The 25,953-nt window shown below is 45.2% G+C and carries 28 protein-coding genes and 2 pseudogenes; 22 read left to right on the top strand and 8 right to left on the bottom strand.

What is annotated here, in order from left to right; all coding sequences use genetic code 11:
• The coding region (locus tag L1272_RS16230) for a helix-turn-helix transcriptional regulator (protein ID WP_235373865.1) at nucleotides 1-380 on the top strand (380 nt) is incomplete at its 5' end.
• A gap of 44 nt (nucleotides 381-424) precedes the next feature.
• On the opposite strand, the gene L1272_RS16235 is transcribed toward L1272_RS16230, so the two are convergent.
• Nucleotides 425-1,699: a hypothetical protein gene (locus tag L1272_RS16235; RefSeq protein WP_005006246.1), complete on the bottom strand. Its 1,275-nt coding sequence runs from the start codon at nucleotides 1,697-1,699 to the stop codon at nucleotides 425-427.
• A gap of 554 nt (nucleotides 1,700-2,253) precedes the next feature.
• Here L1272_RS16235 and L1272_RS16240 point away from each other — a divergent pair.
• From L1272_RS16240 to L1272_RS16265, 6 genes and pseudogenes are all read left to right on the top strand, one after another.
• The gene (locus tag L1272_RS16240) at nucleotides 2,254-2,415 is read left to right on the top strand and encodes a peptide-methionine (S)-S-oxide reductase (protein ID WP_235373866.1); all 162 of its coding nucleotides are present in this window, start codon (nucleotides 2,254-2,256) and stop codon (nucleotides 2,413-2,415) included.
• Nucleotides 2,416-2,473: 58 nt separating this feature from the next.
• On the top strand, nucleotides 2,474-3,028 hold the full coding sequence (locus L1272_RS16245) for a carboxymuconolactone decarboxylase family protein (protein WP_235373867.1): 555 nt from the start codon (nucleotides 2,474-2,476) through the stop codon (nucleotides 3,026-3,028).
• A gap of 220 nt (nucleotides 3,029-3,248) precedes the next feature.
• A complete protein-coding gene (msrB, locus tag L1272_RS16250; protein WP_235373868.1) occupies nucleotides 3,249-3,695 on the top strand; it encodes a peptide-methionine (R)-S-oxide reductase MsrB in 447 nt (148 codons plus the stop codon).
• A gap of 2 nt (nucleotides 3,696-3,697) precedes the next feature.
• Entirely contained in the window at nucleotides 3,698-4,198 is a 501-nt protein-coding gene (gene msrA / locus L1272_RS16255) for a peptide-methionine (S)-S-oxide reductase MsrA (RefSeq protein ID WP_011711652.1), read from the top strand.
• Between the two features lie 29 nt (nucleotides 4,199-4,227).
• Nucleotides 4,228-4,767, top strand: coding sequence for a peptide-methionine (S)-S-oxide reductase (locus tag L1272_RS16260; protein ID WP_041413416.1), 540 nt, complete (start codon nucleotides 4,228-4,230; stop codon nucleotides 4,765-4,767).
• A 15-nt stretch (nucleotides 4,768-4,782) separates the two neighbouring features.
• A pseudogene (locus L1272_RS16265) lies at nucleotides 4,783-5,052 on the top strand (IS481 family transposase); the annotation flags it as partial.
• Nucleotides 5,053-5,301: 249 nt separating this feature from the next.
• On the opposite strand, the gene L1272_RS16270 reads toward L1272_RS16265, so the two are convergent.
• Nucleotides 5,302-6,810, bottom strand: coding sequence for a DUF4942 domain-containing protein (locus L1272_RS16270; protein ID WP_235373869.1), 1,509 nt, complete (start codon nucleotides 6,808-6,810; stop codon nucleotides 5,302-5,304).
• A gap of 182 nt (nucleotides 6,811-6,992) precedes the next feature.
• Between L1272_RS16270 and L1272_RS23280 the strand changes: the two genes are divergently transcribed.
• From L1272_RS23280 to merA, 15 genes and pseudogenes are all read left to right on the top strand, one after another.
• Complete coding sequence (locus L1272_RS23280; protein ID WP_366035308.1) at nucleotides 6,993-7,262, top strand: helix-turn-helix domain-containing protein; 270 nt, start codon at nucleotides 6,993-6,995, stop codon at nucleotides 7,260-7,262.
• An 848-nt stretch (nucleotides 7,263-8,110) separates the two neighbouring features.
• Nucleotides 8,111-8,431, top strand: coding sequence for a hypothetical protein (locus L1272_RS16275; protein WP_235373870.1), 321 nt, complete (start codon nucleotides 8,111-8,113; stop codon nucleotides 8,429-8,431).
• Nucleotides 8,432-9,799, top strand: a complete 1,368-nt coding sequence (gene hxsB, locus L1272_RS16280; protein ID WP_235373871.1) for a His-Xaa-Ser system radical SAM maturase HxsB — start codon at nucleotides 8,432-8,434, stop codon at nucleotides 9,797-9,799.
• 54 nt (nucleotides 9,800-9,853) lie between these two features.
• A protein-coding gene (locus tag L1272_RS16285) for an IS3 family transposase (protein ID WP_235373872.1) occupies nucleotides 9,854-11,004 on the top strand; the annotation gives its coding sequence in 2 pieces (ribosomal slippage) (nucleotides 9,854-10,094 and nucleotides 10,094-11,004; 1,152 coding nt in all).
• A 27-nt stretch (nucleotides 11,005-11,031) separates the two neighbouring features.
• Nucleotides 11,032-11,280 (top strand): annotated as a pseudogene (locus L1272_RS16290) (HvfX family Cu-binding RiPP maturation protein); the annotation flags it as partial.
• A 343-nt stretch (nucleotides 11,281-11,623) separates the two neighbouring features.
• Entirely contained in the window at nucleotides 11,624-12,148 is a 525-nt protein-coding gene (locus L1272_RS16295) for a sigma-70 family RNA polymerase sigma factor (RefSeq protein ID WP_235373873.1), read from the top strand.
• A 3-nt stretch (nucleotides 12,149-12,151) separates the two neighbouring features.
• Nucleotides 12,152-12,856 (top strand): DUF3379 family protein, encoded by a 705-nt coding sequence (locus tag L1272_RS16300; RefSeq protein ID WP_235373874.1) that lies wholly within the window; start codon nucleotides 12,152-12,154, stop codon nucleotides 12,854-12,856.
• 293 nt (nucleotides 12,857-13,149) lie between these two features.
• Nucleotides 13,150-14,094: a thioredoxin family protein gene (locus tag L1272_RS16305; RefSeq protein ID WP_235373875.1), complete on the top strand. Its 945-nt coding sequence runs from the start codon at nucleotides 13,150-13,152 to the stop codon at nucleotides 14,092-14,094.
• A gap of 2 nt (nucleotides 14,095-14,096) precedes the next feature.
• On the top strand, nucleotides 14,097-15,485 hold the full coding sequence (locus L1272_RS16310) for a conjugal transfer protein TraH (RefSeq protein WP_119978261.1): 1,389 nt from the start codon (nucleotides 14,097-14,099) through the stop codon (nucleotides 15,483-15,485).
• 3 nt (nucleotides 15,486-15,488) lie between these two features.
• Nucleotides 15,489-19,058: a conjugal transfer protein TraG N-terminal domain-containing protein gene (locus L1272_RS16315; RefSeq protein WP_235373876.1), complete on the top strand. Its 3,570-nt coding sequence runs from the start codon at nucleotides 15,489-15,491 to the stop codon at nucleotides 19,056-19,058.
• 95 nt (nucleotides 19,059-19,153) lie between these two features.
• Nucleotides 19,154-19,543, top strand: coding sequence for an Hg(II)-responsive transcriptional regulator (gene merR, locus L1272_RS16320; protein WP_028867973.1), 390 nt, complete (start codon nucleotides 19,154-19,156; stop codon nucleotides 19,541-19,543).
• Nucleotides 19,544-19,627: 84 nt separating this feature from the next.
• Nucleotides 19,628-19,975, top strand: coding sequence for a mercuric transporter MerT family protein (locus tag L1272_RS16325; RefSeq protein ID WP_028867974.1), 348 nt, complete (start codon nucleotides 19,628-19,630; stop codon nucleotides 19,973-19,975).
• Nucleotides 19,976-20,034: 59 nt separating this feature from the next.
• Nucleotides 20,035-20,310 (top strand): mercury resistance system periplasmic binding protein MerP, encoded by a 276-nt coding sequence (merP, locus tag L1272_RS16330; protein ID WP_028867975.1) that lies wholly within the window; start codon nucleotides 20,035-20,037, stop codon nucleotides 20,308-20,310.
• Between the two features lie 9 nt (nucleotides 20,311-20,319).
• Nucleotides 20,320-20,733, top strand: a complete 414-nt coding sequence (gene merC, locus L1272_RS16335) for an organomercurial transporter MerC (RefSeq protein WP_154622165.1) — start codon at nucleotides 20,320-20,322, stop codon at nucleotides 20,731-20,733.
• A 37-nt stretch (nucleotides 20,734-20,770) separates the two neighbouring features.
• Complete coding sequence (gene merA / locus L1272_RS16340) at nucleotides 20,771-22,444, top strand: mercury(II) reductase (protein WP_235373877.1); 1,674 nt, start codon at nucleotides 20,771-20,773, stop codon at nucleotides 22,442-22,444.
• Nucleotides 22,445-22,549: 105 nt separating this feature from the next.
• On the opposite strand, the gene eexR is transcribed toward merA, so the two are convergent.
• Genes eexR through L1272_RS16370 form a run of 6 tightly spaced genes read right to left on the bottom strand, consistent with a single transcriptional unit; the run spans nucleotide 22,550 to nucleotide 25,915 of the window.
• A complete protein-coding gene (gene eexR, locus L1272_RS16345) occupies nucleotides 22,550-22,981 on the bottom strand; it encodes an entry exclusion protein EexR (RefSeq protein ID WP_028867978.1) in 432 nt (143 codons plus the stop codon).
• Between the two features lie 54 nt (nucleotides 22,982-23,035).
• Nucleotides 23,036-23,569, bottom strand: a complete 534-nt coding sequence (locus L1272_RS16350) for a FlhC family transcriptional regulator (protein WP_000566755.1) — start codon at nucleotides 23,567-23,569, stop codon at nucleotides 23,036-23,038.
• Nucleotides 23,566-23,865, bottom strand: coding sequence for a flagellar transcriptional regulator FlhD (locus L1272_RS16355; RefSeq protein WP_000210563.1), 300 nt, complete (start codon nucleotides 23,863-23,865; stop codon nucleotides 23,566-23,568). Before L1272_RS16355 ends, L1272_RS16350 begins: the two co-directional genes overlap by 4 nt.
• On the bottom strand, nucleotides 23,862-24,410 hold the full coding sequence (locus tag L1272_RS16360; RefSeq protein WP_025610846.1) for a lytic transglycosylase domain-containing protein: 549 nt from the start codon (nucleotides 24,408-24,410) through the stop codon (nucleotides 23,862-23,864). Before L1272_RS16360 ends, L1272_RS16355 begins: the two co-directional genes overlap by 4 nt.
• Nucleotides 24,397-25,059, bottom strand: coding sequence for a DUF6475 domain-containing protein (locus L1272_RS16365; RefSeq protein ID WP_235373878.1), 663 nt, complete (start codon nucleotides 25,057-25,059; stop codon nucleotides 24,397-24,399). The genes L1272_RS16360 and L1272_RS16365 overlap by 14 nt, the downstream gene beginning before the upstream one ends.
• The gene (locus tag L1272_RS16370; RefSeq protein WP_235373879.1) at nucleotides 25,046-25,915 is read right to left on the bottom strand and encodes a hypothetical protein; all 870 of its coding nucleotides are present in this window, start codon (nucleotides 25,913-25,915) and stop codon (nucleotides 25,046-25,048) included. The genes L1272_RS16365 and L1272_RS16370 overlap by 14 nt, the downstream gene beginning before the upstream one ends.
• Nucleotides 25,916-25,953 lie beyond the last annotated feature (38 nt).

Genomic DNA, 25,953 nt, shown 5'->3' on the forward strand with positions numbered 1-25,953 from the left:
GAATCCACATGTACAAATCCAATAAAAATGCTGGATTCTTCAAACTGATCGAAAATCCGCAACTCAGCAAAACCTTGGAAGCTATTCATCATAGTCTCGATAAAAAATGGGGTCTTGACGATCTCGCTGAGATTGCTGGAATGTCGCGTACGAACTACAGCGTTAAGTTTAAGAAACTGTCTGGCATGACACCTCTTGATTATTTAACCTATTGTCGGCTTGAAAAAGCGAAGCAGCTGCTTAAAGAAACCGGTAAATCTGTTCCTGAAGTGAGTGAAGCCATTGGGTATCCGGCACATGAACACTTTCAAAAATTATTTAAGAAAAAAATTGGCGTAACTCCTAGTGCTTATAGAAAGGAAAATTCTAAAATGGCGTAAAAATGATAATCTAAGACACAACTTCGACTTTCATCGCTGAGAGTTTATAAATCGTCTCCCACCACCGGTATCCATAAGCAGATAAACCGAGTTCTTGAAGCATTCCTGCTTTCAATGTCGTCGACGTGATCACGATTCGAGTTCAGATAACTACTCTGTTGATGAATACTCTCAGTTAATTGCTGCTCACCAGATTCCAACACAGCACCAGCGAGCTCGGCACATACGGAAGCAAAACCATAAAGCGCTTGATTATCACGGGTAAAATGCAGTGGCATCGTCTGGCCTTTTACATGGAGGGACCATTCCAAAACTCTATGTTTACCTTTTATTCGGCTACTGACAAATACCGTTTTACTGGTGCCGCTGGCGCCAATGACTAAAAAGCTGGTGATAGCCAGCCCTATCAGCGACCATAACTCAGGTCTCCCACTGAGTAACAGTGGGTTAGGCAAATGACTCCTCAAAACGAGTTCAGTACCAAGCGTCAACGCTGTTTTATAGACTGCTTGTTCTAATAATGGCGTTGCATCAACCAGTGACGCTTCAGCCTCACAGCTATAAGGTTCAGCGACAGCTGTAGCTCTCAACCATTCTGTTTCATGGGCAATTGCCAACAAATTTGACCAAATTCGAACCAGTGCCGCGATATGAATGGAGTTTTCATGAGCTAAGACAGTTTGATTAAGCTGTAGCTCAAGCTCCTGATGCCAATATTGGTACTGGCTAGTCAACAGTACAAATAACTCGGATTGAAGTAACTTATTAGTCGCTACCGGTTTTATCCTATTGGATATCTCATTGAAAAGTTGGATAAATTTTAAGTCTGCTTGTTGCTCACGCTTGAGCTGCTCTTGTTGTTGCTGCAGCAATTGCAAATCATATTCAATAGCCTGCTTAAAGAGTGTGAGTAAGGAACAGTGTTGTGATGCCCGGTCTGCGCTTGCCCGGTCCAACATACACAAAGTACCGAAAGTTTCTCCGCTAGGCCAAAGCAAAGGCAGCCCGTAGTAATAACTAAAGCCTGCGGCAAATGTCGGGTTATTGTTCTCGTATCGGGTACCGATTGCATTTTCAACTAGCAATGGCTGGTGACTGGCAATGACTTGGGAACAATAACTGTTTAGTGCCAATGGAATAGGTTCATCGCAATAAAAAGCTGGTTTCGACACACTGCCAACTGCCTGAACACAAATTTCGTTTTTATCTAATCGATTAATCAGCACGCAAGGCACTTCCGCGACTTGAGCCATCATGTTTACAATGCCCTGCCAGCGCTCTAACAGCAGTGCGATTTCTATGCTCAAATCTATTGCCACTTGTTCCCTCAATATTTAAATAGCCCCTTTTACTTTATTCAATCCTGTTGATCTCAAAGTATCAAGCAGGAAACGAAGTAATTGGTGTCAATCAGAACATCAGAAGCCTTGGTGCGTTAAGCAGTGCACATAGGCGCGAAGTAAAGTGCTCAAGTCTGATTGTGGCAAGAAATTGTTACTTTGTCAGGGGATAGTCAACAAAGTACTACCGTGCGAATTGCTGGGCTGATGTTTAAGATAAATCTGCCACCAAAAGTTGAATCTGAGTAACGCAATTGAACATTTAAAAATGTAAAGCATTGAAATTTATATGGACATAGACAATCTAATTTGCCCTATATTTGCAGACATTCATTTTTTTCGTGAACCCTTAATTTCACAACTCTTTAAATCTGATATCCAAAGTCTGCATCCATACATACCCCCTACGTAAACTGTCTAATAAGTCACATTATACGAACTACTGAACATGTTATACCTGTTTTACACGCTGTAAAGTCAGGTACATCAGTAAATAGATAAAAACCAACGAGGCTTTATGAAACATAAATTATGTGATCGTTGCTGGAGGGTGTTTTTGGAGTCTCGAAGACCTCCTTAGAAATCAGGACGGCGTAACGTCAACGAAGATGTGTAGTGGCACTGAAATGGCGACTGCGCAAGACGTGAAGATGAGCCGTGCGATAGCAACGGATTATCAAGCAGAACCTTCTTAAATACATTTTATTCCACGCCAATACAGCGTACTGACTTTAAAATCACTAGGAGAAATTTATGTCACGTTTGAACACCCCTACCACAATCGACGCCGCGCCTACTGCTACCCATGCCTCACTCAAGGCTGTGGAAAAACAACTGGGCCGCGTTCCGAACATGTTCCGCGTCGTTGCCAACAGCCCAGCAGCGCTGACCGGCTACCTGCAATTGAGCGCCGCATCAACAAAAGGCGGCTTGGGTACAGCGACTCTTGAGCGTATTGCCCTAGCCGTGGCTGAGCTCAACGGCTGCGATTATTGCCTTGCCGCCCATTCCTTCTTGGGCCGAAAGGTGGCCAAGCTTGATGATGCTGAGCTCACTGCCAACCGCAACGGTGCATCCAATGACCCTAAGGCCGATGCAGCCGTGCGTTTTGCTGCCGCCGTAGTGCGCCAACGCGGGCAAGTCAGCAATGACCAGGTCCAAGCGGTGCTGAACGCTGGCTACAGTGATGCACATGTAGTGGATATTCTGTTGGCTGTCGCTCTGAACACTTTCACTAACTACGTTAACGAAGTGACACAGACCGAGGTCGACTTCCCGGCCGTTCAACCACTAGGCATTGATGTCTAATCCATTGGTGCTCAACTTTAAATTCTGCGGTATAGGTCTTGCAGTTCTTTTTAGCTGTCATAGGCACCTCGTTATGTGATTTTACTCACTTAGCGCGGTGTACAGAACTACTGGATCAGATCATTTTTTCGGGTTAACGGCCTAAGTGAAATAAATTCTGTAAACAGAAGGTCTCTTATAATCTGAAAGGCACATGGCTCTACTATATAAGAGGACATTTATGAATACCTATCAAAAATCTATGAATGCAATTTCTGCTCTGACTAAGGAGCAGTATCGGGTGACGCAAGAAAATGGTACAGAGCGTCCCGGGACTGGTGAATTGCTAAACAACACCAAGCCCGGTATTTACGTGGATATCGTGTCAGGTGAGCCTTTATTTGCGTCTTCTGCCAAGTATGAATCAGGGTGTGGTTGGCCGAGCTTTACTAAAGCGATAGACCCTGTCAACGTAATTGAAATCACTGATACGTCGCACGGCATGACCCGCACAGAAGTGCGCTCAACTCATGGCGACAGTCACTTAGGCCATGTATTTTCAGACGGTCCCAAAGACCAGGGTGGCCTACGTTATTGTATTAACTCAGCGTCATTACGTTTTATTCCTAGGGAAGAAATGGCAAGTAAAGGTTACGCAGAGTATTTAGACCAAGTAGAGGACATTTAATTATGGCAATTGAACGCGCAGTATTAGCCGGCGGCTGCTTTTGGGGCATGCAGGATCTTATCCGCAAACGTCCCGGTATCACTTCAACCCGAGTAGGTTATACCGGTGGTGAAGTGGCTAATGCTACCTACCGCAATCATGGTAACCATGCTGAAGGCATTGAAATAATGTTCGATAATGAAATCACCAGCTATCGACAAATTTTAGAGTTTTTCTTTCAGATTCATGACCCTAGCACAGTAAATAGACAAGGTAATGACAAGGGCACATCTTATCGCTCAGCCATTTATTATACCTCTGAGGCACAGCATGCTGAGGCAGTAAAAACCATTGCTGACGTGGATGCTTCGGGATTATGGCCTGGAAAAGTAGTGACTGAAGTCGAACCTGCAAGTGATTTTTGGGAAGCGGAGGCTATGCATCAGGACTATTTGGAACTCCGACCAAATGGCTATACCTGCCACTTCCCCAGACCAGACTGGAAGTTGCCCTCATCTCAATGAGTTTGCAGCAGCCCACACAGACTTGCAATTTGCATACGACAACCACCCTCAATACAATCGGCTTAGGCGGTGGTTGTCACTGGTGCACCGAAGGCGTATTTTCATCACTTATTGGCATTGCTACTGTCAATCAAGGTTGGATCGCCTCAATTGGTGACAACGCTCAGTTCAGCGAAGCCATTGAAGTGGTTTTTGATCCGACTGTTATTTCTTTATCAACCTTGATCGAAATCCATTTACATACTCACGCGAGCACATCAAACCACTCAATGCGTGGTAAATATCGTTCAGCGATATACGCTTATGATGAGGTTCAGTATAACCAGGCTGTAAACATATTAGATGCCTGTAGAGCTGATTTTGAGCAGCCAGTCATTACTCAGGTTTATTTTTTTAAGGATTTTAAAGCGAATAAAACTGAGCTTATCGACTACTTTTATACAGCACCCAACAGACCATTTTGTCAAAGGTACATTCATCCAAAACTCACCTTCTTATTAGCACGTTTCAGCCACTATGTTGATACGCATAAATTGACAGAGTCAGGTGTAGAGTTAACATCGATATAGGCTGTGCTACTCTGCAAGTTCGAGCGTCATGATTACCAACTCTAGTAGTGGCATCGATCACACGAAAACTAAAACGATGTCACCGCAAACGAATGGGATCTGCGAGCAGTTTGATAAGGCGATCCTGAACGAGTTTTATCAGGTGGCTTTTCGCAACAAGTTAATCAAACGCTGGAGACGCGGCAAAATGATCAGGATGAGTGGCTGTCTTACAACAATGAACGAACTCATCAGGGCAAAATGTGCAACGGCAGAACGTCAGTTGAAACTGATCTGATCCAGTAGTTCTGTACACCGCGCTAAGTGAGTAAAATCACATAACGATACAACAACGTTACCCTACATAATCCCAAACTAATTTATCGTTGGAAACGCGAGTTATCCGTGAAGATGATAGAGCTTCTACGCGAGATCCTTTCCAACTGAGTCTGTTCGATGCTCTGTTATACCAATATCTTTGGAAACTCCCTTCGATGGTAGCTTGTTGCTTCTATCAACATTCATACACTTTTGTGAAAAAAATTTCCTGTGTATTTATCGGTTGCCATTGCCGAAGCTCCGTACCGTAAAAAGCACAGCCTTTTTACCTGTATTCACGTCGTGGTAATAGTATTCCTGGACCTTGCCAACCACCGTTTTTTTGGCCGCTTTTTCATTTCCGTAGGCATCAAAACCACAGGTGATAGCGACGGTACACAGGTCATCAATTAAGTTGTTACCCCTAGTAGAGAGGGCTCCAACGTTATGCAAGATGAATTGAAGGTCCAAGGTAAATGGGCCAATGTCCACAACACGGTCATACCTCCACCCTGACACCTTGATGGTCCGGGCGTTAGACCGGTAGAGCGTTACATTAGCTTCCTCTACCATTGTTTCTACCAACTCAACCAACTGACTATCTGCACATTCATTGGCCTGTTTTATAACCCAGAGTACAATTGAGCTTGCATTTTCTACGCTGAAATCCACAGAGGTATTTTCATGAAGCTTATTCAACATCTTTTGACGATAACCAGATGTCAGGCGGTTTGAAATCGTATCAAGCCGGTCAAAGAGCTCCTTCCAGTAAGCCGCCTTTAAACCTTTTATTTTCAGCTGAAAATTGTCACGAACCTTATTCTTTTCAATACCCAGTTCGGCCACCAAATCTGCCGGAATAGCCATAATTCCTCGGTACGTTTCCACCAACTGCTTAAGCTCAAGCTCATACAGTTGGGCCAGCATATTCACCAAACCTCCGGACTCAATTAAATCACCACCTTGCGATTTAATCTCTTGCGCTTCTTCCATCATTTTCATGCGGGTTAAATACGCTTCAGAGCGGTCAGGGGTGACGGTGCTTAAGAATTCGGTTTCAAACCAATGCGCAAAGGATTCAACACAAGGACGGCCATTGCCATGATACAAAGAACGGTCACGGTCATACTTATTGCGCAAATCTATGCGTACCACATGAACCTTGCAGCGAGCTTGACGCTCAGCATCCAGAAAATCGAACTGACCAATCACGGTCGCCTCTGCACGGCGGACCTTAATCGCATTTTGGATTTCAGAAGAGGACTCCCAGCGTTGCGGTATAACCAAATACACCAAAGAGGAACTGATCTCCATCAGAATTCGAACTGACCAGGCAACAAACTCTTTATATGGAGGATTGCAGTAGCATACCTCAACCCTCTTGTCAATGATTGATTGGGCGTGAAAGTCAGATCCAATTACAAAAATATCGTGTGGCATCTGCTGGACAAGAACACTGGATTTTTCTATCGCATAGCGAGGCCCAAGGGTCAGCTTAGTCAAGGCCGCGCCTGCGCCAGCTCCGATGTCCAGCACTGAACAACCCGGCATAGTTGCATCATCACGACTGGAGCTAAATTGCAGCATGTCATTGCGAACACAAGAAAGAATCTCATCCGTAGACGGGAAAAATTCATAATCCTGATCCGCTTCTTTCAGATGGCGAACAAGAGCCGCAGTTGAAGAGAAATCAGGGTAAGGAACATTGCTAGAATCAGAAGTAAAATCAAACGCTAAATTGTCCATAAATATCTCCGACTTAATAAATTAATACCCCCACGTTAAAACAAGCCGGTTTTCTCGCTACAAATGGTTACACCGCTAAAACAAATGGTTACACCGCTAAATAAGCACTCAGCCTAAACAATTGCTCGCATTAGAAAAGATAGCTAAACTTTAGAAAAGTCATTTTCATTAGTTGAAATTGAGTGCGTAAAAAGCTTGGATTTAAAAAAAAGACGACGCAATCAAAAGCAGGAGCTGCCCTGGCTGTTTGGTTGAAGGAAAAACGCTTGAGCGCAAACCTTACTCAGAAAGAAGTCGCATCGAGGATTGGCCGGTCCATATCTTACATTTCAAGAGTCGAAGTGAACTCCCAAATACTCGACATACCCGAACTAATCACCTATTGCACCGCCATAAATACAGATCCGAGCGATGGTCTGAGAGTCGTCATTAACTCAGAAAAAGAAGATTGAGCTTAACCAACCTTCTCGGTTGTGGATAAATAAGTCTTTGCAAATATCTTAAAGTGAATCAAGTTTCGACTGATAGGAAGAAAAGCAAGGCTGCCAACTGTAACAAGTGCTATGTTGTTGACATAAACCCCCTTTACAGTAACTGACTTTTGCGCTTTTCTTTGTCAGAACGGTTTGAAGAAAAATCGTATCACCTACTTTAATTTTTCCATCAGGAAAGTCAGTGATATCAATTTCATCAAATTGAACCTTATTTGTAACTACATGAAAATAAGCACTATGCCTTCCAGATCTTACAAACTCCATGTGCTGAACTGGATAATTGCATTTAATTTACCACCTCATTGCTGCCGGTCCTTACCACGTGTTGCAAATTAATCACACCACCACTTTCATGGAAAGTACCACTTCGTCGGATCTTGGCTTTGTGCCAGAAGCAGAGATTGGTTTGACTATAAAGGTATGGCTAATACTAGTTAGCTACTACACTTGCGTAAAGGAAAGAAATTAGCTAAATTGAGAATTCAAACACAGGAGGCGTTATGAAAAAGAAATTTTTACTAGGGACATCACTACTTATTGCTGCACTTGGTACTGCAAACGTTGCGGCGTCACCGTCTAATGAAACGACAAAAACCTTAAAATCTGTAGAGGAAGTTGTAAACTCTCAAGACAGATTCAGTGAGGATTTTATAATTGCTCCAAGTGAGTCAACCCAATTAGATGACCTGCACGCATCGCACTCATCACATTCGTCGCACTCATCACATTCGTCGCACTCATCTCATTCGTCACACTCATCATCTAGTTTCTAAGAAAAAGGGCGTAATGCCCTTTTGGACTTTTTCATGAACAAATTAAGCATTAAAGATGTCACTGGACTATCAAAAGTCAGTTTCAAGAAAAACCTGTACTCTTTAGAAGAGGTTCAAAGCGCTTGTTATCTTTATACTGAGTATGCCAGCTTTAATTTTAATGAAAATGAGAATGAGATCGAAGTTGAAATTACAAGTTATCCAAGCTCCGATTTAGGCTCAGAAGATATTGTTCATTTGGTCAAGAATCAACTTTTTCTTGAGTCATTAAGGACAAAAATTGCTCTTAAAACAGAGGCAGAAAGAAATCTTATTTTGGCCTACGCATTTTCCAATACACCATTGGTGAATTAAATGACATTAACAAAAAGATTTTCTGACGTTTCTTCGTTTCAGCAAGAGCGAACTTATTCACTTCTCCCAATCAGATTTACACCTTTGGATGATGAGAGATTCGTAATTACGAATATGGCATCAGAATTTATGGTTGTTAAAAAAGATGAGCTAGTGCAAATTGTTGAAAACCCAAATGATGTAAATGAAGAACTAAAAAAAAAGCTGCTTACAAAAAGCATGATATATGAGGAAGGCGATGAACTTCCGATTAAGTTAACTGGATTAAAATACAAAACTAAGATATCAAGGTTAAAAGACTTCACTTCTTTGCATATGATAGTCGCGACATTGCGTTGCGACTACACTTGTAATTATTGCCAAGTATCACGACAAAATCTAAGTGCAGACTCAAATCAGTTTGATATGTCAATAGAGACAGCGGAAAAGGCTCTAGATTTCATATTCAAAAGTCCTTCTAAGTTTATAAAAATTGAGTTTCAAGGGGGCGAGTCGCTTCTAAATTTCTCTTTAATAAGATATGTAGTTGAAAGAGCTGAAATTATTTCCAGAGAGAAACGTAGAAGTGTTCAATATGTTATCGCAACAAATTTATCCCCTATAAATCAAGAGATTCTTGATTTTTGTAAACAGCACTCAATATATATTAGCACTTCACTTGATGGACCAAAAGAACTTCACGATAAAAACAGACCTAAACCTGAGAAAAATGGATATGATTTGACCATTGCAGGAATAAATAAAGTTAAAAGCTCTTTAGGTGTGGATCACATTTCGGCCTTAATGACATCTACGAGTCGTTCTCTTGATTTTTATAAGGAAATTGTAGATGAGTATGTAAAGAATGACCTTCACGCCATATTTATCCGCCCATTGAGTCCTTTTGGTTTCGCAGTCACAAAGGGGCATATTTATAAATATGATACAGAAACGTGGCTTGATTTTTTCAAGTTGACATTGTCATATATAATTGAAATAAATAAACAGGGTTACAGACTGATTGAGCAGTACTCTTCTATAATACTGACAAAAATGTTAACTCCAAAAGATTTAGGATATGTTGATCTTCAATCGCCAAGTGGAGCCATGATTAGCGGTATCATATATAACTATGATGGAGATATTTACGCTTCTGATGAGGCAAGGATGCAAGCTGAGGTTGGGCATAAAGAGTTTAGACTTGGCAATCTGCATACTTCAACATATGAAGAGGTAATTGGAGGCGACTTTATACTGGATGCTTTAGATAGATCCATCGCCATAAGTGTACCAAAATGTTCTACTTGTGCATTCCTTCCTTATTGCGGTTCCGATCCCGTTTATCATCTCGCTACGCAAAATGACCTTGTAGGTAACAAGCTGATCTGATCCAGTAGTTCTGTACACCGCGCTAAGTGAGTAAAATCACATAACGAGGTGACTATGACAACTAAAAAGAATCGCAAGACCTATACCGCAGAATTTAAAGCCGAAGCCCTGAAACTGGCCGAACGTGTTGGCGTGGCCGAAGCAGCAAGGCAGTTAAAGCTATACGAAACCCAGATTTACAACTGGCGTAACGCATCAGAGAAAAAATCCACGACCAGCCAGCGTGAAGCTGAGCTAGCGGCCGAAGTCGCGAAGTTACGTCGCCAACTGGCTGATCAGGCTGAGGATTTAGCTATCTTAAAAAAGGCCGCAACCTACTTCGCGAAAAATCAAAAGTAGCAGCGTTTGAATTTATGCTGGAGCACCAACACAGGTTCCGCCTGCAACGCATGGCCGCTGTGTTTGGTGTATCGCGAAGTGGGTATTATCAGTGGCGACGCAATGGTGAAGAGCCTGGCGAGAAAGCTCTACGGCGTGCCGCGCTGGATGAGAAAATCAATAAGGCTTTTGCACAAGCTAAGCAACGAGACGGCGCGCGCCGCATTCAGGTTGCATTGGCTGAAAATGGCGACCATGCAGACCTGAAAACGATATTGAACAGCATGAAAAGGCAAGGGTTAAAAGCCAAAGCAGCTCGGAAGTTCAAGGTGACTACAGACAGCAACCATCAGTTGCCAGTGGCGCCAAATCTGCTGGAACAGAACTTTAGTGCCGATGCGCCCAACCAGAAGTGGGTGGGTGATATCACGTATTTGCTAACTAACGAGGGCTGGCTATATCTGGCCGTAATCATTGATTTGTACTCGCGAGCCGTGATTGGCTGGTCGATGAATTCGCGAATGACGGCCGAGCTGACGTGTAAAGCATTGCAAATGGCTTTACTGCGCCGCGGACGACCGAAGGAAGTCATAGTCCACAGCGACCGAGGCAGCCAATACTGTTCAATGGCTTACAGAAATCTGATTGAAAAACATCAGCTGATACAAAGCATGAGTAGAAAAGGCAATTGCTGGGACAACGCAGTGGCAGAGAGCTTCTTCCATACTCTAAAGGTCGAACTGCTCAAAGATGAGCCATTAACTGATAGGGCAACGCTTCAACAGCAGGTATTTGAATACATTGAAGTTGATTACAACAAAACCAGAAGGCATAGTGCTATTGGCTATCTCAGCCCAGAAAACTATGAATTAAAGAAAGTAGCTTAGTGGCGTGTCCAGTGTTGCCGGATCAGATCAGTTGTCGAAGCGCCGGAAAAACTTGCCGCAGCAAAAGCAATTTTGCAGGAACATGGCAACTATGACTGGCTAACCAGCAGTGGCAGGCTGGTGATCCTGAATAACGGGATCGAATTTGCGGCGACGTATTTTGTGATGCTGCTTTCGTTGTTGTTCACTGGCGGTGGACGTTATTTAAGCCTTGATTATTGGTTCAAAATGAAATTTTCTGACTCGTCAGTGAGGTGCAAAAATGAAAAAGCCTGATACCAGTTTTCGAGATATCCCTCCATGCATCATCTGCTGGACATTCTATGTGGTTGGCAGAATAGGATATTGGTTGGTTGGATTGTTCGCCCGTAAAACGGCAAAAATACCCGAAGAGCTCCAGAGCAAAGATCTGAAGTAGTTGAACTCGTATTGAATAATGCTCACCCGTCTTGGTTAGTAATATCGATTATGCACTTTTCGCCCCACAACGCTGGGGCATTTTTTTGCGCCAAAACAAATTCTTGAACAATTGTTCAAAATTTACTTTACGAAGGTTGCCCTTGGGCTTTACGCTGTCTGGTGTGCTAGTTGAAAAAATTTATGACACTCAGGAAATGTAATGGTGAATGCTCAGGTCTTATCTTTTAGAGAGCCTAAAAACGTGCGCTACCAGCGTTTGATACTGGTGTATCACACGGATCTATACCGTTTTGCTTACTGGTTGTGCCGAGACAGTGATTTGGCGCAGGACTTGGTTCAAGATACCTATGAACGGGCTTGGAAAAGTCTGGATGCACTGGAGGATCTGAACGCAGCAAAAGGATGGTTGTTTACCATCTTAAGACGCGAAAATGCCCGTCGATTCGACAAGAAGCAGTTCGAGTATGAAGATACCGAACTTGATGAGATAATGGATGACGAGCTTGCCGGACCTGAACAAGACTTTTCAGACGCCCAGGTGCGGGAGGCAATCAGTGCATTGCCGGAAGAGTATAGGGAACCGCTGGTGATGCAAGTTATGGGTGGTTTTGTCAGCGATGAAATTGCTGAGCAATTAAAATTGAATATCAATACTGTGAATACCCGGCTGTTTCGAGCCAGAGCGTATTTACGTCGGTTTTTTAATGCAGGAAAAGGTGACTGAGCAGTGGACAACAAGCAGTTTATACACAAGCTTTTGTCGGATCCTTCAGACCCTCAGCTTCAGAGTGAGACTGATGGGGAGTGCAGTGCATCCATCCACAATATTCAAAAGCAAGATTATCGTGTTCGCAACGCGCTCGAAGTCCCAGTGCCTCCGGAGCTACTCACACGTTTACTGGATCAACAACGCCGGCTGGAAGCTCAAGATCGTCAACCTAGCTGGTTTAGCGAGTACTGGAAAGCAGGTATTGCGGCTTCCGTTGCATTTGCGATCGGACTTAGTTTCAGTGTACTGCAAACGCCAGCGCAACAAGATTTAGCACAATATGCCCTGGCCCATGTCCGTAGTGAAATGCCGATGGTTGAGAAAATGCTGATGCCACAGCCATTAGACGGGGTGAACGCTAAGTTGGCGGCATACGATTTAAAACTCAATGATTTTCCAGAGTCGATTATGTTTGCTAAATTTTGTGATTTTAATGGCACTAAATCACTGCATCTTGTGATGAAAACCAGTCTGGGTTTTGTCACGATATTTGTCGTGCCCGCCGATGCAAAACTGGATTTTGTCGAACAATTTTCCGATCCACGCTACGCCGGAACCAGCCTGAAACTGAGAACTGCAAATGTGGTCGTTGTGAGCGATGTACCGGCTGAGTTAAGCAGGATGCCGGCGTTGGTCAAAGAAAAACTGACCTATAGCATCTAAACCCGCTGTTGTTTTTTAAATGCGCCGGGGCTGAACCCGGCGAATTTTTTTAAAGGCTTTACTAAAAGCTGCTTCAGAAGCAAAGCAGAAATTCGGTCTTTCGAAATTCACTGTTTCGAACGACTGATTTTCGCTCAAAGCGGTCCAATCATAAATTTGGCTCGTTAAAATTAGCTGTTGTTACTGGTTACAACAGCTAGTCAGAAAAACACACGATTCATTCATCTATCTGGCCAATCGCTCTTACCGGGATCATTAGCATGTTAGCTCTATGAAATTTTCTGGAGCTGACAATGAGACCCCCCTTGTTCCCTTGGTTCATCCTATGGGTGACCATCCCAATCATTATTTTCTTGCTATTCATCTTGCCCGCCCATGCCAGTGATGGACCATTCTATCAGCGTGGTCAGGAAGGCTGGTTTTGGTATCAGGTTATTCCTGAACCTGAGCAGCCTGATGAGCTGATAGAGCCGGAAACTGGTGTCGTGGAGTCCAGTCAGAGCGAACTAAAGCCCTTCAGTGCCGCATGGTTCCGAGAGCATATGCAATCGTTCATGGACAAGGCAATTGATGAGCCGACGAATGAGAACGTCAGGGCTTATCTGTATCTTCAGCGCGTCATGATGGATAAGGGTTCACAGTTTGCTGATGTTAGTCAGCAGGTGGTCATGGGCGATCCTGTTTTGGATGAAATCAGTCGCAGACCCTTGGCGACCTATGCTGCCAATCGGATGGATCGAGAAGCTGGCGCTCAACGCGATGTAGCTTTAGGTGAAGTAGCAAAACGGGCTGGCTTGTTCTTCTTCTATCGTTCGGATTGCCCTTACTGCCACGCTCAAGCGCCTATCATCGAATCCATGGCTTTGAACTACGGTTTCGAGGTGTTTGCTATTGCTGTCGATGGCATGCCTTTACCGGGTGGAGAGTTTCCCAATTACAAAGTCGATTCAGGACAAGCACAATCCTTGTCCGTTACGACTGTCCCTGCCGTGTTCTTAGTTGATCCGCCTAATGTCATCACTCCGATTGGCCAAGGCGCAATGAGCCTTGATGAGCTCAATAATCGAATCATTCTTGCAGCCCATCAAGCCGGTTGGATTGACGATCAAACTTACTATGCCACTAGACCTGTTCAGCCCGGCGTGTCACTCGCGATGTCAGCCCAAGAGCTTAACGAGAAGATATTGCAGGATCCTGAGTTCCTTGTTCGCTATCTGCGTGCACAAGGAGGGTTATAACGATGAAAAAAGTATTACGAGTATCGCTAATCGCCTTTGCGATTGGTTTTTCGTCTATGAGCCAAGCAAGCTTGCAACAGGAGATGAATCAGTTATTTGGTTCAATGACCAACAGCACTGCGCCTGGTGTATTCGAGAGTCAGCGGCGTGGCGTTATATCTGGCGGAAGTGTTGTTGTTCGTAACAGGATCATGAACGAGAACCTCGTCTCTATGGTGCCTCCGTCATTCCAAGCCGGTTGTGGCGGCATTGATATGTTCGCTGGAAGTTTGTCATTTGTTAATGCTGATCAGTTTGTTCAATTACTTCGCTCTGTAGCGGCAAATGCCAAGGGGTATGCATTCCAATTGGCGCTCAGTGCTATGTGTGAGAAATGTTCCCAGCACATGGAGACTCTGCAAAAGAAAATCCAGCAGTTGAACGAGTATTTTGGCAATTCCTGTCAAATGGCTCAGGGAGTCGTGAACGATACCTTGGCTGCTTTTGGTAAAAAGGGGCAAACAGAAGCCAGCATGTTGAGCTCACTTAAAGGGGCTGGAGACGTTTTTACCAGTTGGAGTGAGTCCAATGGTAAGAACCCATACGAGAACGCTTCGAGTGTCGCGGCATCTGATGTGAACAAAACGATTAAAGGCAACTTGGTTTGGCGAGCACTGAAACGTCACTCGGCATCAAGCTGGTTTGCATCTGGGGATGACCGTTTTCTTGAAGCGGTTATGTCGGTGACTGGTTCTATCATTGTTGGTGATCTTGCTAATGCCGCTGATGGCCAAGGTAAAGCCCCAAAACTGACCAGACTGAATGGCAATAAAGTGACTATTGAGCATCTAATTCATGGCGGCAACGTTGCTATGTACCGATGTGACACAGTGACACAAGACGGCTGTCTAAATCCGACAATCACTAACGTGACCCTAACCGGGTTATCAACTCAGGTCGAAAATTTACTTCTTGGTACAGGTTCTAGTAACGGCATTATTTTTAAGTTTGCTCGAAATACTGGGGCAGCTAGCACCACCGAAAAGGCTTTTATGACCTCGGCTCCTGCAAGCATTGGCGGCATGATTCGAACACTTTCTGCTTTAAATGAAGGGGCTGCTAGGTCGTTTGCTTCAAGAGCTGCACCATTTATTGCTGTTGAGATGGCCCGGGCATTGGTTGAAGACATGCTCAATGCAGCTAGAAGCACCTCTGGTGTAGAAGATCATGCCTATGCGAAGTTGTTAACTGAAGACCTTGAACGTGCACGTCGCCAAATCAATGAGGAGTACGCCGCGTTACAGCGAAGATACGGCTCAGAGCAAGAGTTGCTGGCGCATTTTAATCAGGTGATTCAGACCATTCGCAAGCAGCGTTATTACACCGTTAAATCTACGGCGCTGGGGGAATAGATAATGTGGGAAATCTATTCTATCGGGGATTCGGCATTTTTAGAACAGGTCTTGAACGCTGTCGCGATGATCACTGGTACAGGCGACTTTACTTCAATGGTTCGGATTGGCTTGCTCATTGGGGTATTGATGATCTCTGTTCAGGCCTTAATGCAAGGCGGTCGTGGGATTAACTTTCAACACGTTTTAGTCTCATGGCTAGTCTTTGCAACCATGTTTGGGCCCAGTACCCGAGTGAGCATTGAGGATGCGTACACGGGACAAGTTCGAGTGGTTGATAATGTGCCCATCGGTGTTGCTGCCGCAGGTAGTACGATTTCGACTGTTGGCTTTCAAATCACGCGATTGTTTGAAACGGCGTTCTCAACTCCCGCCATGACGGAATACGGCTTTGCATCCAGTTTACAGTCACTGATTAAAGTGAGAAAACAGGTGATGGATCGCTCTGGGTTGGGTGATGCAAATCGTGTCGGTGGCTCAGATATCGAACAATCGTGGTTTAACTACATCAAAGAGTGCACCTTGATTGGTATCGACATCGGCCAAAAGAACCTCGATCAGGTGCTGAGTGATCCTAACCCGATGACTGCGATTAGGTTTGATTCGCGCATTTATGGCACGCGCATCATGCTTAGTGGTAGCAGTAGCGATCTGGACTGCACTGATGCCTATAGCCAACTAAAACTCATGACAGAATCAACCTTCATTCCAAGGCTTAAACAGGTTCTGTCAGCCTCATTGGGGACTTCGTCAGCAACGGACACTGATGACGTGATCCGAAATGCACTGAATAATCTTGGTTTGGCTTCGGTTAACACCCAAGAGTACATGACCGCGTCAGTGCTTTTGCCTATTTATGAGCAAAGCGTGACGGGCAAGTATATGGATGATCAAGCTTTCACCGCAGCCGTGATGGTTAACCAAGCGATTGAACAGCGCAATACACAATGGGCGGCGGAGCAGACCCTGTTCCAAAGTATCGTTCGTCCGATGATGACGTTTTTTGAGGGTTTCATTTACGCCATCACCCCTTTGATGGCCTTTGTGATAGCCCTTGGCCAAATCGGGATGCGAATGGCTGGGAAGTACTTGTTAATCCTGCTTTGGATTCAACTTTGGATGCCTGTCATGGCCATCATTAACCTGTATATTCATTTAACCGTTGCAGGGAAAATGTCGGCTCTTGATGCCTTTGCAGGTACAGAAGTGCCATCTTTTGCTGGGATGATGCAGATGGATTCAGTGCTGCAAACCTGGATAGCAACTGGCGGCATGTTGGCGTCGAGTGTTCCGGCGATTTCGCTCATGCTCGTGTATGGCTCAGCAATAACTGCAACCCACTTGGCTGGACGTCTTCAAAACGGTGATGCCATTGATGAAAAGATGGCAAGTCCAGATGTCGCGAAAAATGCCCCGGTGATGCAATCACAGTCAATGTTCCAAAATTCAGCCCTCACTGGTTCTGCTATGACCGGCGCGTCAAACCTACTTAGCAGTTTCTCTGTCGGAAACGCAGTGGGTTCAATGGTCGGCTCTGCAAAAGAATCCATGACTCAGGCAACCCAAGCCTTTAGTCGTCAGGTTGGGAATACCATGAGTCGAACTTTTGGTGAAAAGCTAAGTTACGACAACCTGTCGTCGGTTGGACGTCAGATCGGCTCATCTAACTCCGCATCTAGCGCCGTTGTTAATCAGGTTACTGATGACCTGCAAACTCGGTATGGTTTTGGATACGATAAAAAAGATGCTGTACGTGGCTTGGTATCTGGCGTGTTATCGGGAGGCTTAAGGGTCGGTGGCGATGGAACCATTACAAATACCGATGATAAAGAAGTAGCAGATAAAGGGTTCTTGGGAAGATTACTTGGTACAGGGGGGAATGACTCCCCACAAGGCAACCTACCAAGAGTGGATAAGCCAGAATCATCAAGAGTGCCAAAAATATCACGGTTACGAGCAGGCTTGGATTTAGGTGGTAACTTTAGTGGCCAATTTGAGTCATCAGAGGGCAGTTCTCGGTCAACGACCGCAAATACGCTCACTGGGGAGATGAAAAGCTTGGCATCAAGTGATTCACGACGTGCAGAGTATCGCGATGCAATGGTTAAGGACCTTTCAGATTCAAGACGTTCTGGCGTTGAGATGTCCTTGTCTAACCAAGACTATCAGTCTCTTCAGAGCTCAGCACAAGACGTTGTCACGGCATCAAACCGCTTTAGTGAGCTTGATCAGGCCAGCTACAGTCTATCAGGACAAAGAAATACTGATGGTGCGACGTTAACTCGATTAGCAGCGGATAATCCTGAAGTCATGGATTATTTAGGTCGCTATATGAACCAGCATGTTGAAGCAGGTAACCGATTACGTGAAAACCTTCCAATGTATCAGCGCTTGCTACCTGATGATAATCAGGCGTATGTGGCCGCAGCTATGGAGTCTTTAACCTATAGCAACTCCTCAACGCCCGCTGAACGAGACAATGATTATCAAGCAGCAATGACTGTTATGGCCATGGCTACCGGAGCCGATTTACGATCAATTCAACCGCGCTCTAATGAAGGCTTGTCATCAGCTGCACCTACTTTTGGTGGTGCTCAAAGCCAAGTTGAATCGGGTGTATTGGGCGGCTACGAGGATGCAGCAACAGTTCAAACTCAGTTCAACGCAGCTCAATCGGCTTACCAAACCAATCTGTCTGGTATAGATGGACAGTTGAATGCGCATCAGCAGCAAGCCCAACAGGCCGTAGCTACTGACACAAGTACCTATCAATCTGAACTAAACAGTGAAGCTGGATCTCAGTGGCGATCACGCATTATGGCTGATGATAGCGGAGTTTCTGGTGCTGAAATGTTCTTCAACAGCGCCAGTGCTATTGGTGATTTCAGTGGCAAGCATACTGATGCAGCTCTGCATACCCTGAATCACTTTGGCGAAGACTATGAGAGTTACAAAGAACAAGCGCTTGAAGATCCTGGCTCACGAGGTTTCTTGCACAACGCTACTGTGGCCAGCAAATCAACCTGGGATGGCTTAAAAGCCGCCGTTGATGCAGGAACCTCTTTAGAAAATCCTTTGACGGCGTTTAATGATGCATACAGTGGATCGAGTTCGCAGTATGCCTCCGAAGTAAACTGGGGCACTAAGTCTGAAGCCATGTTGGCGGGGGCATTCGGTGCGGCAGTTAACAATCGATATGGTGAGTTTCTAGAGCAGTATGCTGATGATTTTAAACAGGAAGCATACAGCGAAGGGCAGAGAATGGGATTGACCCCGATTCAAAGTCAAGTTTTCGCTCAAGCTTTCAATGAAGGTTTGGCGGGGCGCGTTTTCAACTCTGAAGACTCATCGAGTTGGTCGCCTGAAATGCTTGGTCTAAGGGAGCAAATGCTAAATGAGTATCGTCAAAAGGATGAGAGTGGCGCTTACATCTCTGACAGTGTGTCTGATGAAGATAAAGCATTTGTGGATAAGCAGATTGCAGTGATCTCAAATGCATCCCTTGCGGGAGATTATGCTCAGAACAACTTGATCGATATTAGGGCATATAACCAGGCATCAGGAAATAAATAAAACAAGGAGTAGAAGCTCAAGGCTAACGAAGTTTTATGGCTTAATTACGTAGATAGGGATATATTTCTCCGTACTTAGATACGGAGAAATATAACATGTACACAATTGGAAAATTAGCCGAACAAGCTAGTATCAATGTTGAGACTGTTCGTTATTACGAACGACGTGGTCTTATAGAAAAACCTGAAAAACCGCATCTAGGCTACCGACTTTATCCTTTGGCAACATTAAACCGAATAAAATTCATTAAACGTTCCCAAGATCTTGGGTTCACTTTGGAAGAAATCTCCAATTTACTCAGCCTTAATGACACTCCCTGTATAGAAGTGCAAGAAATGACTTTACACAAGCTTGCAAGTGTGAAAGCCAAAATAGCAGGTCTTCGCCGCTTAGAAACCGTTCTCACAGAATTATTGAATGAGTGTAATTCTAATACTAACCAATCCCACTGTCCCATTATTGATTCCCTACTTCCTGAAGATTAATAATGAGTCAAATTTTATCTTGACTCCGTAGTTGGGTACGGGGTTTAAGCTTGTTTTACTAAAGTACGATAAGTAGAGTGAGTTATGTCAAAAAGTAATCCCAACTTTCCAATCATCGGCGGTGTTATTGCCGCTATTGGCGCTGGTCTTTGCTGCGCTGGTCCTTTCGTCTTGTTGCTGCTAGGCGTGAGTGGCTCCTGGATTGGTAATTTAACCTTGTTAGAACCTTATCGTCCCATTTTTATCCTGCTGGTTTTAGCCTTATTTGGCTTCGCAGGCTGGAAGGTCTATCGCCCCGTCGAGGACTGTGAGCCAGGCACCGCCTGTGCAGTTCCTCAAGTGCGAAAACGTCGGCAGGTGATCTTTTGGTTAACGGCACTGACTGCGTTGGTTTTAGTCACCAGTAATTATTGGATTGTCTGGTTCGCCTGATGACGATTTCTAACCTTTTATTTTGATTAAATCTTTATGGCTTGCTCTTGGAGAAAATTATGAAAACACTCGCCCTAATGTCCCTGTTCGTACTGACCAGCCTGAACGCTTTAGCTGCCCCGAAAACAGTTACTTTGGAAGTCCCAACCATGAACTGTGTGACCTGTCCCTTTACCGTGGAAAAAGCCTTACAAAAAGTCGATGGCGTCAGTAAAGCCGAAGTGACCTTTAAGACCAAACTGGCGGTGGTCACCTTCGACGACGAAAAAACCACGGTAAAAGCACTGACCGAAGCCACCACTAACGCGGGTTATCCGTCAACGCTCAAGGAGTAAAGCATAGAAATGCTAATACGGTTACTGACCCGGTTCGGCGATAAGATTAGCTCATTGGGCGCGCTGGTTTCTGCTATGGGATGCGCCATGTGTTTCCCGGCCATTGCCAGTCTGGGCGCTGCGGTAGGACTGGGTTTTCTCAGCCAATGGGAAGGTCTGTTTGTTAGCACGCTATTACCCCTGTTTGCCTGGATTGCCTTGGTACTCAACGGACTTGGCTGGTTCAGCCACCGGCAATGGCACCGTAGTGCGCTGGGTGTGGCCGGCCCCATTTTATTGCTGTTATCGCTCTATCCGTTTTTCCAGTACGGCTGGAGCAGCTATGTCACCTATTCAGCATTAGGCCTGATGGTTGCCGTATCGCTTTGGGATATTTTTTCACCGGCGAATAAACGCTGTGATGATGACAGCTGTGCTGTTTAACACGACGCAATGCCTGACTACTATTTGAGGAAAACGAATGATCTTACTATCGATAGAAGGGATGACCTGTCCAAGTTGCGTCGCCCACGTTAAAGAAGCACTCGATGCGATCGAAGGCGTTAATAAGGTTGAAATATCTTATGAAAACGCCAGAGCAACGATCACCACGAACGGTGGGGTCAGCGTAATCGTTCTCATTGGAGCAATAGAAGCTCTCGGTTATATCGCAAAAGAATCCACTGGCACTGCAAAAGAAATTACTTCACCGAACGACTGCTGTGACAACGAAAATGCAAGCAACACTGAAAGCAACCAAACTCAACACGTGGCGATTATCGGTACGGGTTCCGGCGCTTTTGCCTGCGCTATTAAAGCCGCTGAAGGTGGTGCCAAGGTCACTCTTATTGAGGGAGCCGATGTGATTGGCGGCTGTTGCGTGAATGTCGGCTGCGTACCCTCAAAAATTCTAATCCGCGCCGCTCAATTGGCTCAGCAGCAACGCAATAATCCCTTTACCGGACTGGAAAATCATGCGCCCCAATTGAGTCGAGTCTTGTTGACTCAGCAGCAGACCGCTCGGGTCGAAGAGCTGCGCGCGGCAAAGTACCAGAATATTCTGGAGACAAATCCTGCGCTTAGTTTACTTAAAGGTTGGGCGCAATTTAAAAATGCCAACACCCTGATAGTCAGAAAAAATGATGGAACCGAGCAGGCAGTTCACGCCGATAAAATCCTGATCGCTACCGGCTCCACGCCAACCATTCCTCCTATTGATGGTTTAACTGAAACACCTTATTGGACCTCTACCGAAGCGCTGTTTGCTCAGGAATTGCCGCAGCACCTGGTCGTGATTGGTTCGTCGGTTGTAGCGCTGGAAATTGCCCAGGCTTATCGCCGTTTAGGCAGTGAAGTCACCATATTAGCAAGACATACATTGCTTTATCGGGAAGATCCCTTGCTCGGTGAAAAACTCACCGGATGTTTTGAAAAAGAAGGCATTCGAGTATTAAACAGTACGCAAGCTACCAAGGTGACCCACGATGGAAGCCAATTTACATTGGAAACTAACGCGGGCGATCTACGCTGCGATCGTTTGCTGGTAAGCACCGGGCGACACGCCAATACTTGCCAACTCAATCTGGGCGCGGTGGGTGTTACGACCAACAAAAAGGGCGAAATCGTTGTTAACGAACGCATGGAAACCAATGTTCCCGGTATTTACGCCGCCGGAGACTGCTGCAACATGCCGCAATTCGTCTATGTCGCCGCGGCCGCCGGTAGCCGTTCCGGCATCAACATGACGGGCGGATACGCCAAACTGGATCTATCCACCATGCCAGCAGTGATTTTTACCGATCCCCAGGTGGCAACTGTTGGGCTCACGGAAGAGCAAGCCAACGCACAAGACATTGAAACCGACAGTCGTGTATTGGAGATGGAGAACGTGCCGCGCGCACTGGCGAATTTCGAGACCGATGGTTTTATCAAATTGGTGACGGAAAAAGCCACTGGCCGCCTGATCGGGGCGCAGATTCTGGCGCATGAAGGTGGAGAACTGATCCAGAGTGCGGCGCTGGCGATCCGCAACCGTATGACGGTGACGGAATTAGCCGACCAGCTTTTCCCTTACCTGACTATGGTGGAGGGTTTGAAGCTCTGCGCCCAAACCTTTAACAAGGATGTCAAAGAACTGTCCTGTTGTGCTGGGTAACGAACTTGAGTTGATCCGTATTCATTGATGGAAATGGCATTTTTCATTCGTAGTACGAAAGTGCCAATCAATTTTTTGAGTATAAGTAAAAAAGCAGTCAATTTACTATGACCTTGTTTTTTTAGGGAGGATAGATGAGCGACCATCTGCAAATTCGTTTACCCAGTACCAATATTTTTTTTCGCTCAGGCTTAGTTCTCGACCGGTATCTTTCAGTTGTCTTTGAAATAAATGGATTAGTCCGCTTAAGCCTAAGAAGGCTAAACCGACACATAAAATTGTCCAACTCGCTTGCCAATATGCGATTGCTAAAAACATAGTGGTGATGGTTATAAGGCCGATAGGACTAGCAATTGCTTTGAATCCCAAGTAGCTGAAAAAAACGATGGTGCAAATCAGAAATGGCAAAGCCGCTAACTTGGCAGATGCCGTTAATATTTCTGAGGGAAAAAAATGAGCCGCAGCCAAAGTCGCCAGAAAAAGCCCCAGTGATATAAACCAGCAGCGTGCTGGTAAAGATTTAAGTAATTTTATCATCTTAGTACTCTCAAAGTGCACGGGCGGTGCACAATCAAATCATGCATCAGCATTTTAGTTCTCAAAAAGTGCTCTAGTGGTTTGCTCGGCCATAATCTCGCACACAGGACATTTAAGCTGAATGCGCTGTTGAGATACCGTCAAATACAGACTGCCGCATCGACACCGGTGTAAGGATGCTAGCTGTGATCTTAAATCACGAGCTAGAACCCAACCTTCATTGATGGTCAGTTTTTTCCAGGGGATCTCAGCTGGAAGATCTGCTTCTTTTCTTGCAACCAAATACGCATCGTAAGCCTTCATCAAAGCATCGATATTTAATTGCTTGTAGACATTATCACCACCAATATTGACATAAAGCGCCATAAGCAGGGAGCCTTCAACTAATGCTCTTCTGCTTTTGACGATGGCATCAGATTCTGGCAATTGACCAGGACAAGGTGACTTGCCAGTCACTTCTTTGTGGAGCCTTCTGATAATGTGGATTGGCAAACCTGTATCGAGCGCGATAATGGTTGTTCGAAATCCGTATTTAATAAGCAGCGAGGCTCGGGTAAACAGCTCACTTTTGGACAGGTTATCAATCATGCATCCCCCTTGTTGTTTAGGGTTGATAATAAATAAGCGATTCTTGGGATACCTGTGCCTTTGCTCTTCACCATCTCAATCAGTTGGCTTTGGTTACCCCTTGGTTGAAACAGCATGAATGATGAGGTCGCCACTCGTTGCAGGTCGTCAACACCAGCATTAATCAGAGCATCAACCACATCGCGTGTAAGTCCAAAGCGCAAGACAGCCTCTTGCGGATCAATGCGCGCCAATTCCCGTGCTGCGTGCAGGTACGCCAAGTTTAATTGATAGAAGTCTTGTTGATTGGTTGTCATTGACGGACCTCCAGTTCATGTAAAATATTGCGATAAATAGAAAGCACTCTTTGCCCATACCAGCGTGCACGCTCTTCGTTCCAACTGTGATAGCGGCCTATGCCAAGCTCTAAATCGTTAGGTGAAGACTTGATTGCTTCGGCCAAAATACTGGAGCCGACGGTAAGGTTGGTGATGGGGTCTAGCAGTTCCGCCGCTGAGCTCACCCGATGCCCATGCCAATGCAAATTGATTTGCATTAGGCCAATATCGAGCTGGTATTTTTCACTCTCTTGCAGTGCTTGGTTTAACAGTTGCTCCGCTTCTGTCTTAGATTTGGCGTAGGTTGCATTTGAACCATTGCGAATTGCGTATGGCCATGGACTGGTCATGTTAAGACCTCGATGTGAGGCCGACTCAGCCAAGGCAACGGCGTAGAGCATGACTGGATCAATACCAACACTTTGTGCTGCTTTTTCCCACTGATAGCCCGGAAACGCATAGACTGAAGTGCTTGCAGACATGGCTATCACTAGGGCAATGGTTTTTGCTTTAATCGTTTTCATTTTTGTCCTCTAATTGATTTCCGAGAAGCGCCTGAATGGCTTTCGGGCTTATTCTTTTTAATGGCACTGCGCTAAAGTCGGCGATGCCTCTCGTATAAACTTGTGCCGCTTTTGACCAGTCGCCTACGGCAACAGGCGTTTGCATATCAAATCCTTTTTGCTGGTTCTGATGGTCTGCAATACCCTGTAATAGCCTTGGGTATTCACCCACTTCGTCCCGTAGCAAGTAAGCCTGGTAGCGTGTTAAAAACTCTTTTTGCTTAAAGGGGTATTCCCTGTCATCAACCTTGCAGAGTTCAACCCATCCACCCATATCTGAAATCACGCGGTGGATAAGCGCATCGTCAAACATCACTGATGTCCAAGCGCCAACCTGACGAACAGCCTTGTCAACTTTGTTCCAAGCAACCATGGCTCTTGAGCCCGAGTTGCCGTCGATATGCTTGATGACGTCAGCGGGCTTTGGAAAAAATTGCCCAGTATCCGGTGATTGAATATGCCGAGTCAGACCGATTCGCACTTCTTCAATGCTATAAGCACGAAGGGCTTCAAATGCGATGGATAGCAATTGTGGTGATACGCTTTTGCCATACATGGCCCAAGCAGCTCCCCAAACTTCAGCAAACTCGCGTTTATCAACCTCCTGCACTTGAACGAACCTCCCGAATACCCGGTCCGGCCCAGCTTTCAGCAATGCGGCGATTGCTTTCTTCAATATTCAATTGGTGATTGCTGCCCTTTAGGCTCGTCGATGATTGCTGTACTTCATCAATGCGAACGTACTCGTCTTCCCATTGCCGGTTTAAAAGCCAGTTATGTGGCATAGGGGTCTTAGTCCGATCTTGATACTGCAATCGGTTTTCTCGTTGCTCTTTCCAGCGTGTTAGCACTTCCAAGGCGAGTTCATGGTCTTCATTGAGGCCCATGCGTAGCCATTCTTCTTTGGCTTTCGCTTTTTTTTCTTTGCGTATTTGTACATCCCAGAAGTCTTCAAACTGTATCTGGTCAACAGTTTTAACTGTTGGTTTATTGCTTCTCTCAGAGTCATCCGACCGTTGAGAGTCCCTTACCGGGTTGCCATCAGGCATAAACAATGATGAAAATTCTTCTGGAAGCCGAGCTTGAAAAGCGGCAAGAGATTTCAAAAGCGATGCCATACCAACGAAGTCGGCAGGTACATCTTTAAGCAACCGAAAGGCTGCCTTACCTTGGTTTGGGTTTTCGATTGGGTTGTGCTTCAGAAAGCTTCGAATCAAAGTCCAACCAGATCCCTCGCAACGAATCAGGAACTGATCTTGTTCTAACTCACTTAACGTCTTGGCAACCTGTTGCTCATCCCAGTTCAAGTCAGAAGCAACGTAACCAATCGGCAGTCGAAAGCAGCCAAGCAAATTACAATGTGGGCATGTAAGCAAATACAGTCCTAGCAACTTCGCAGAGTCACTCCAGGACAAAACGTTTTGCTTTAGCCAAAAGCGGGTATAGACCTTGCCATAATCACGCATGGAGGTACTCGCTTCTGTGTTTACGTAAAATGCTGACC

Origin of the sequence: Pseudoalteromonas sp. PAST1, from assembly GCF_021532515.1 — a bacterium.
In the GTDB taxonomy this organism is placed as follows: Bacteria; Pseudomonadota; Gammaproteobacteria; order Enterobacterales; family Alteromonadaceae; genus Pseudoalteromonas; species Pseudoalteromonas simplex.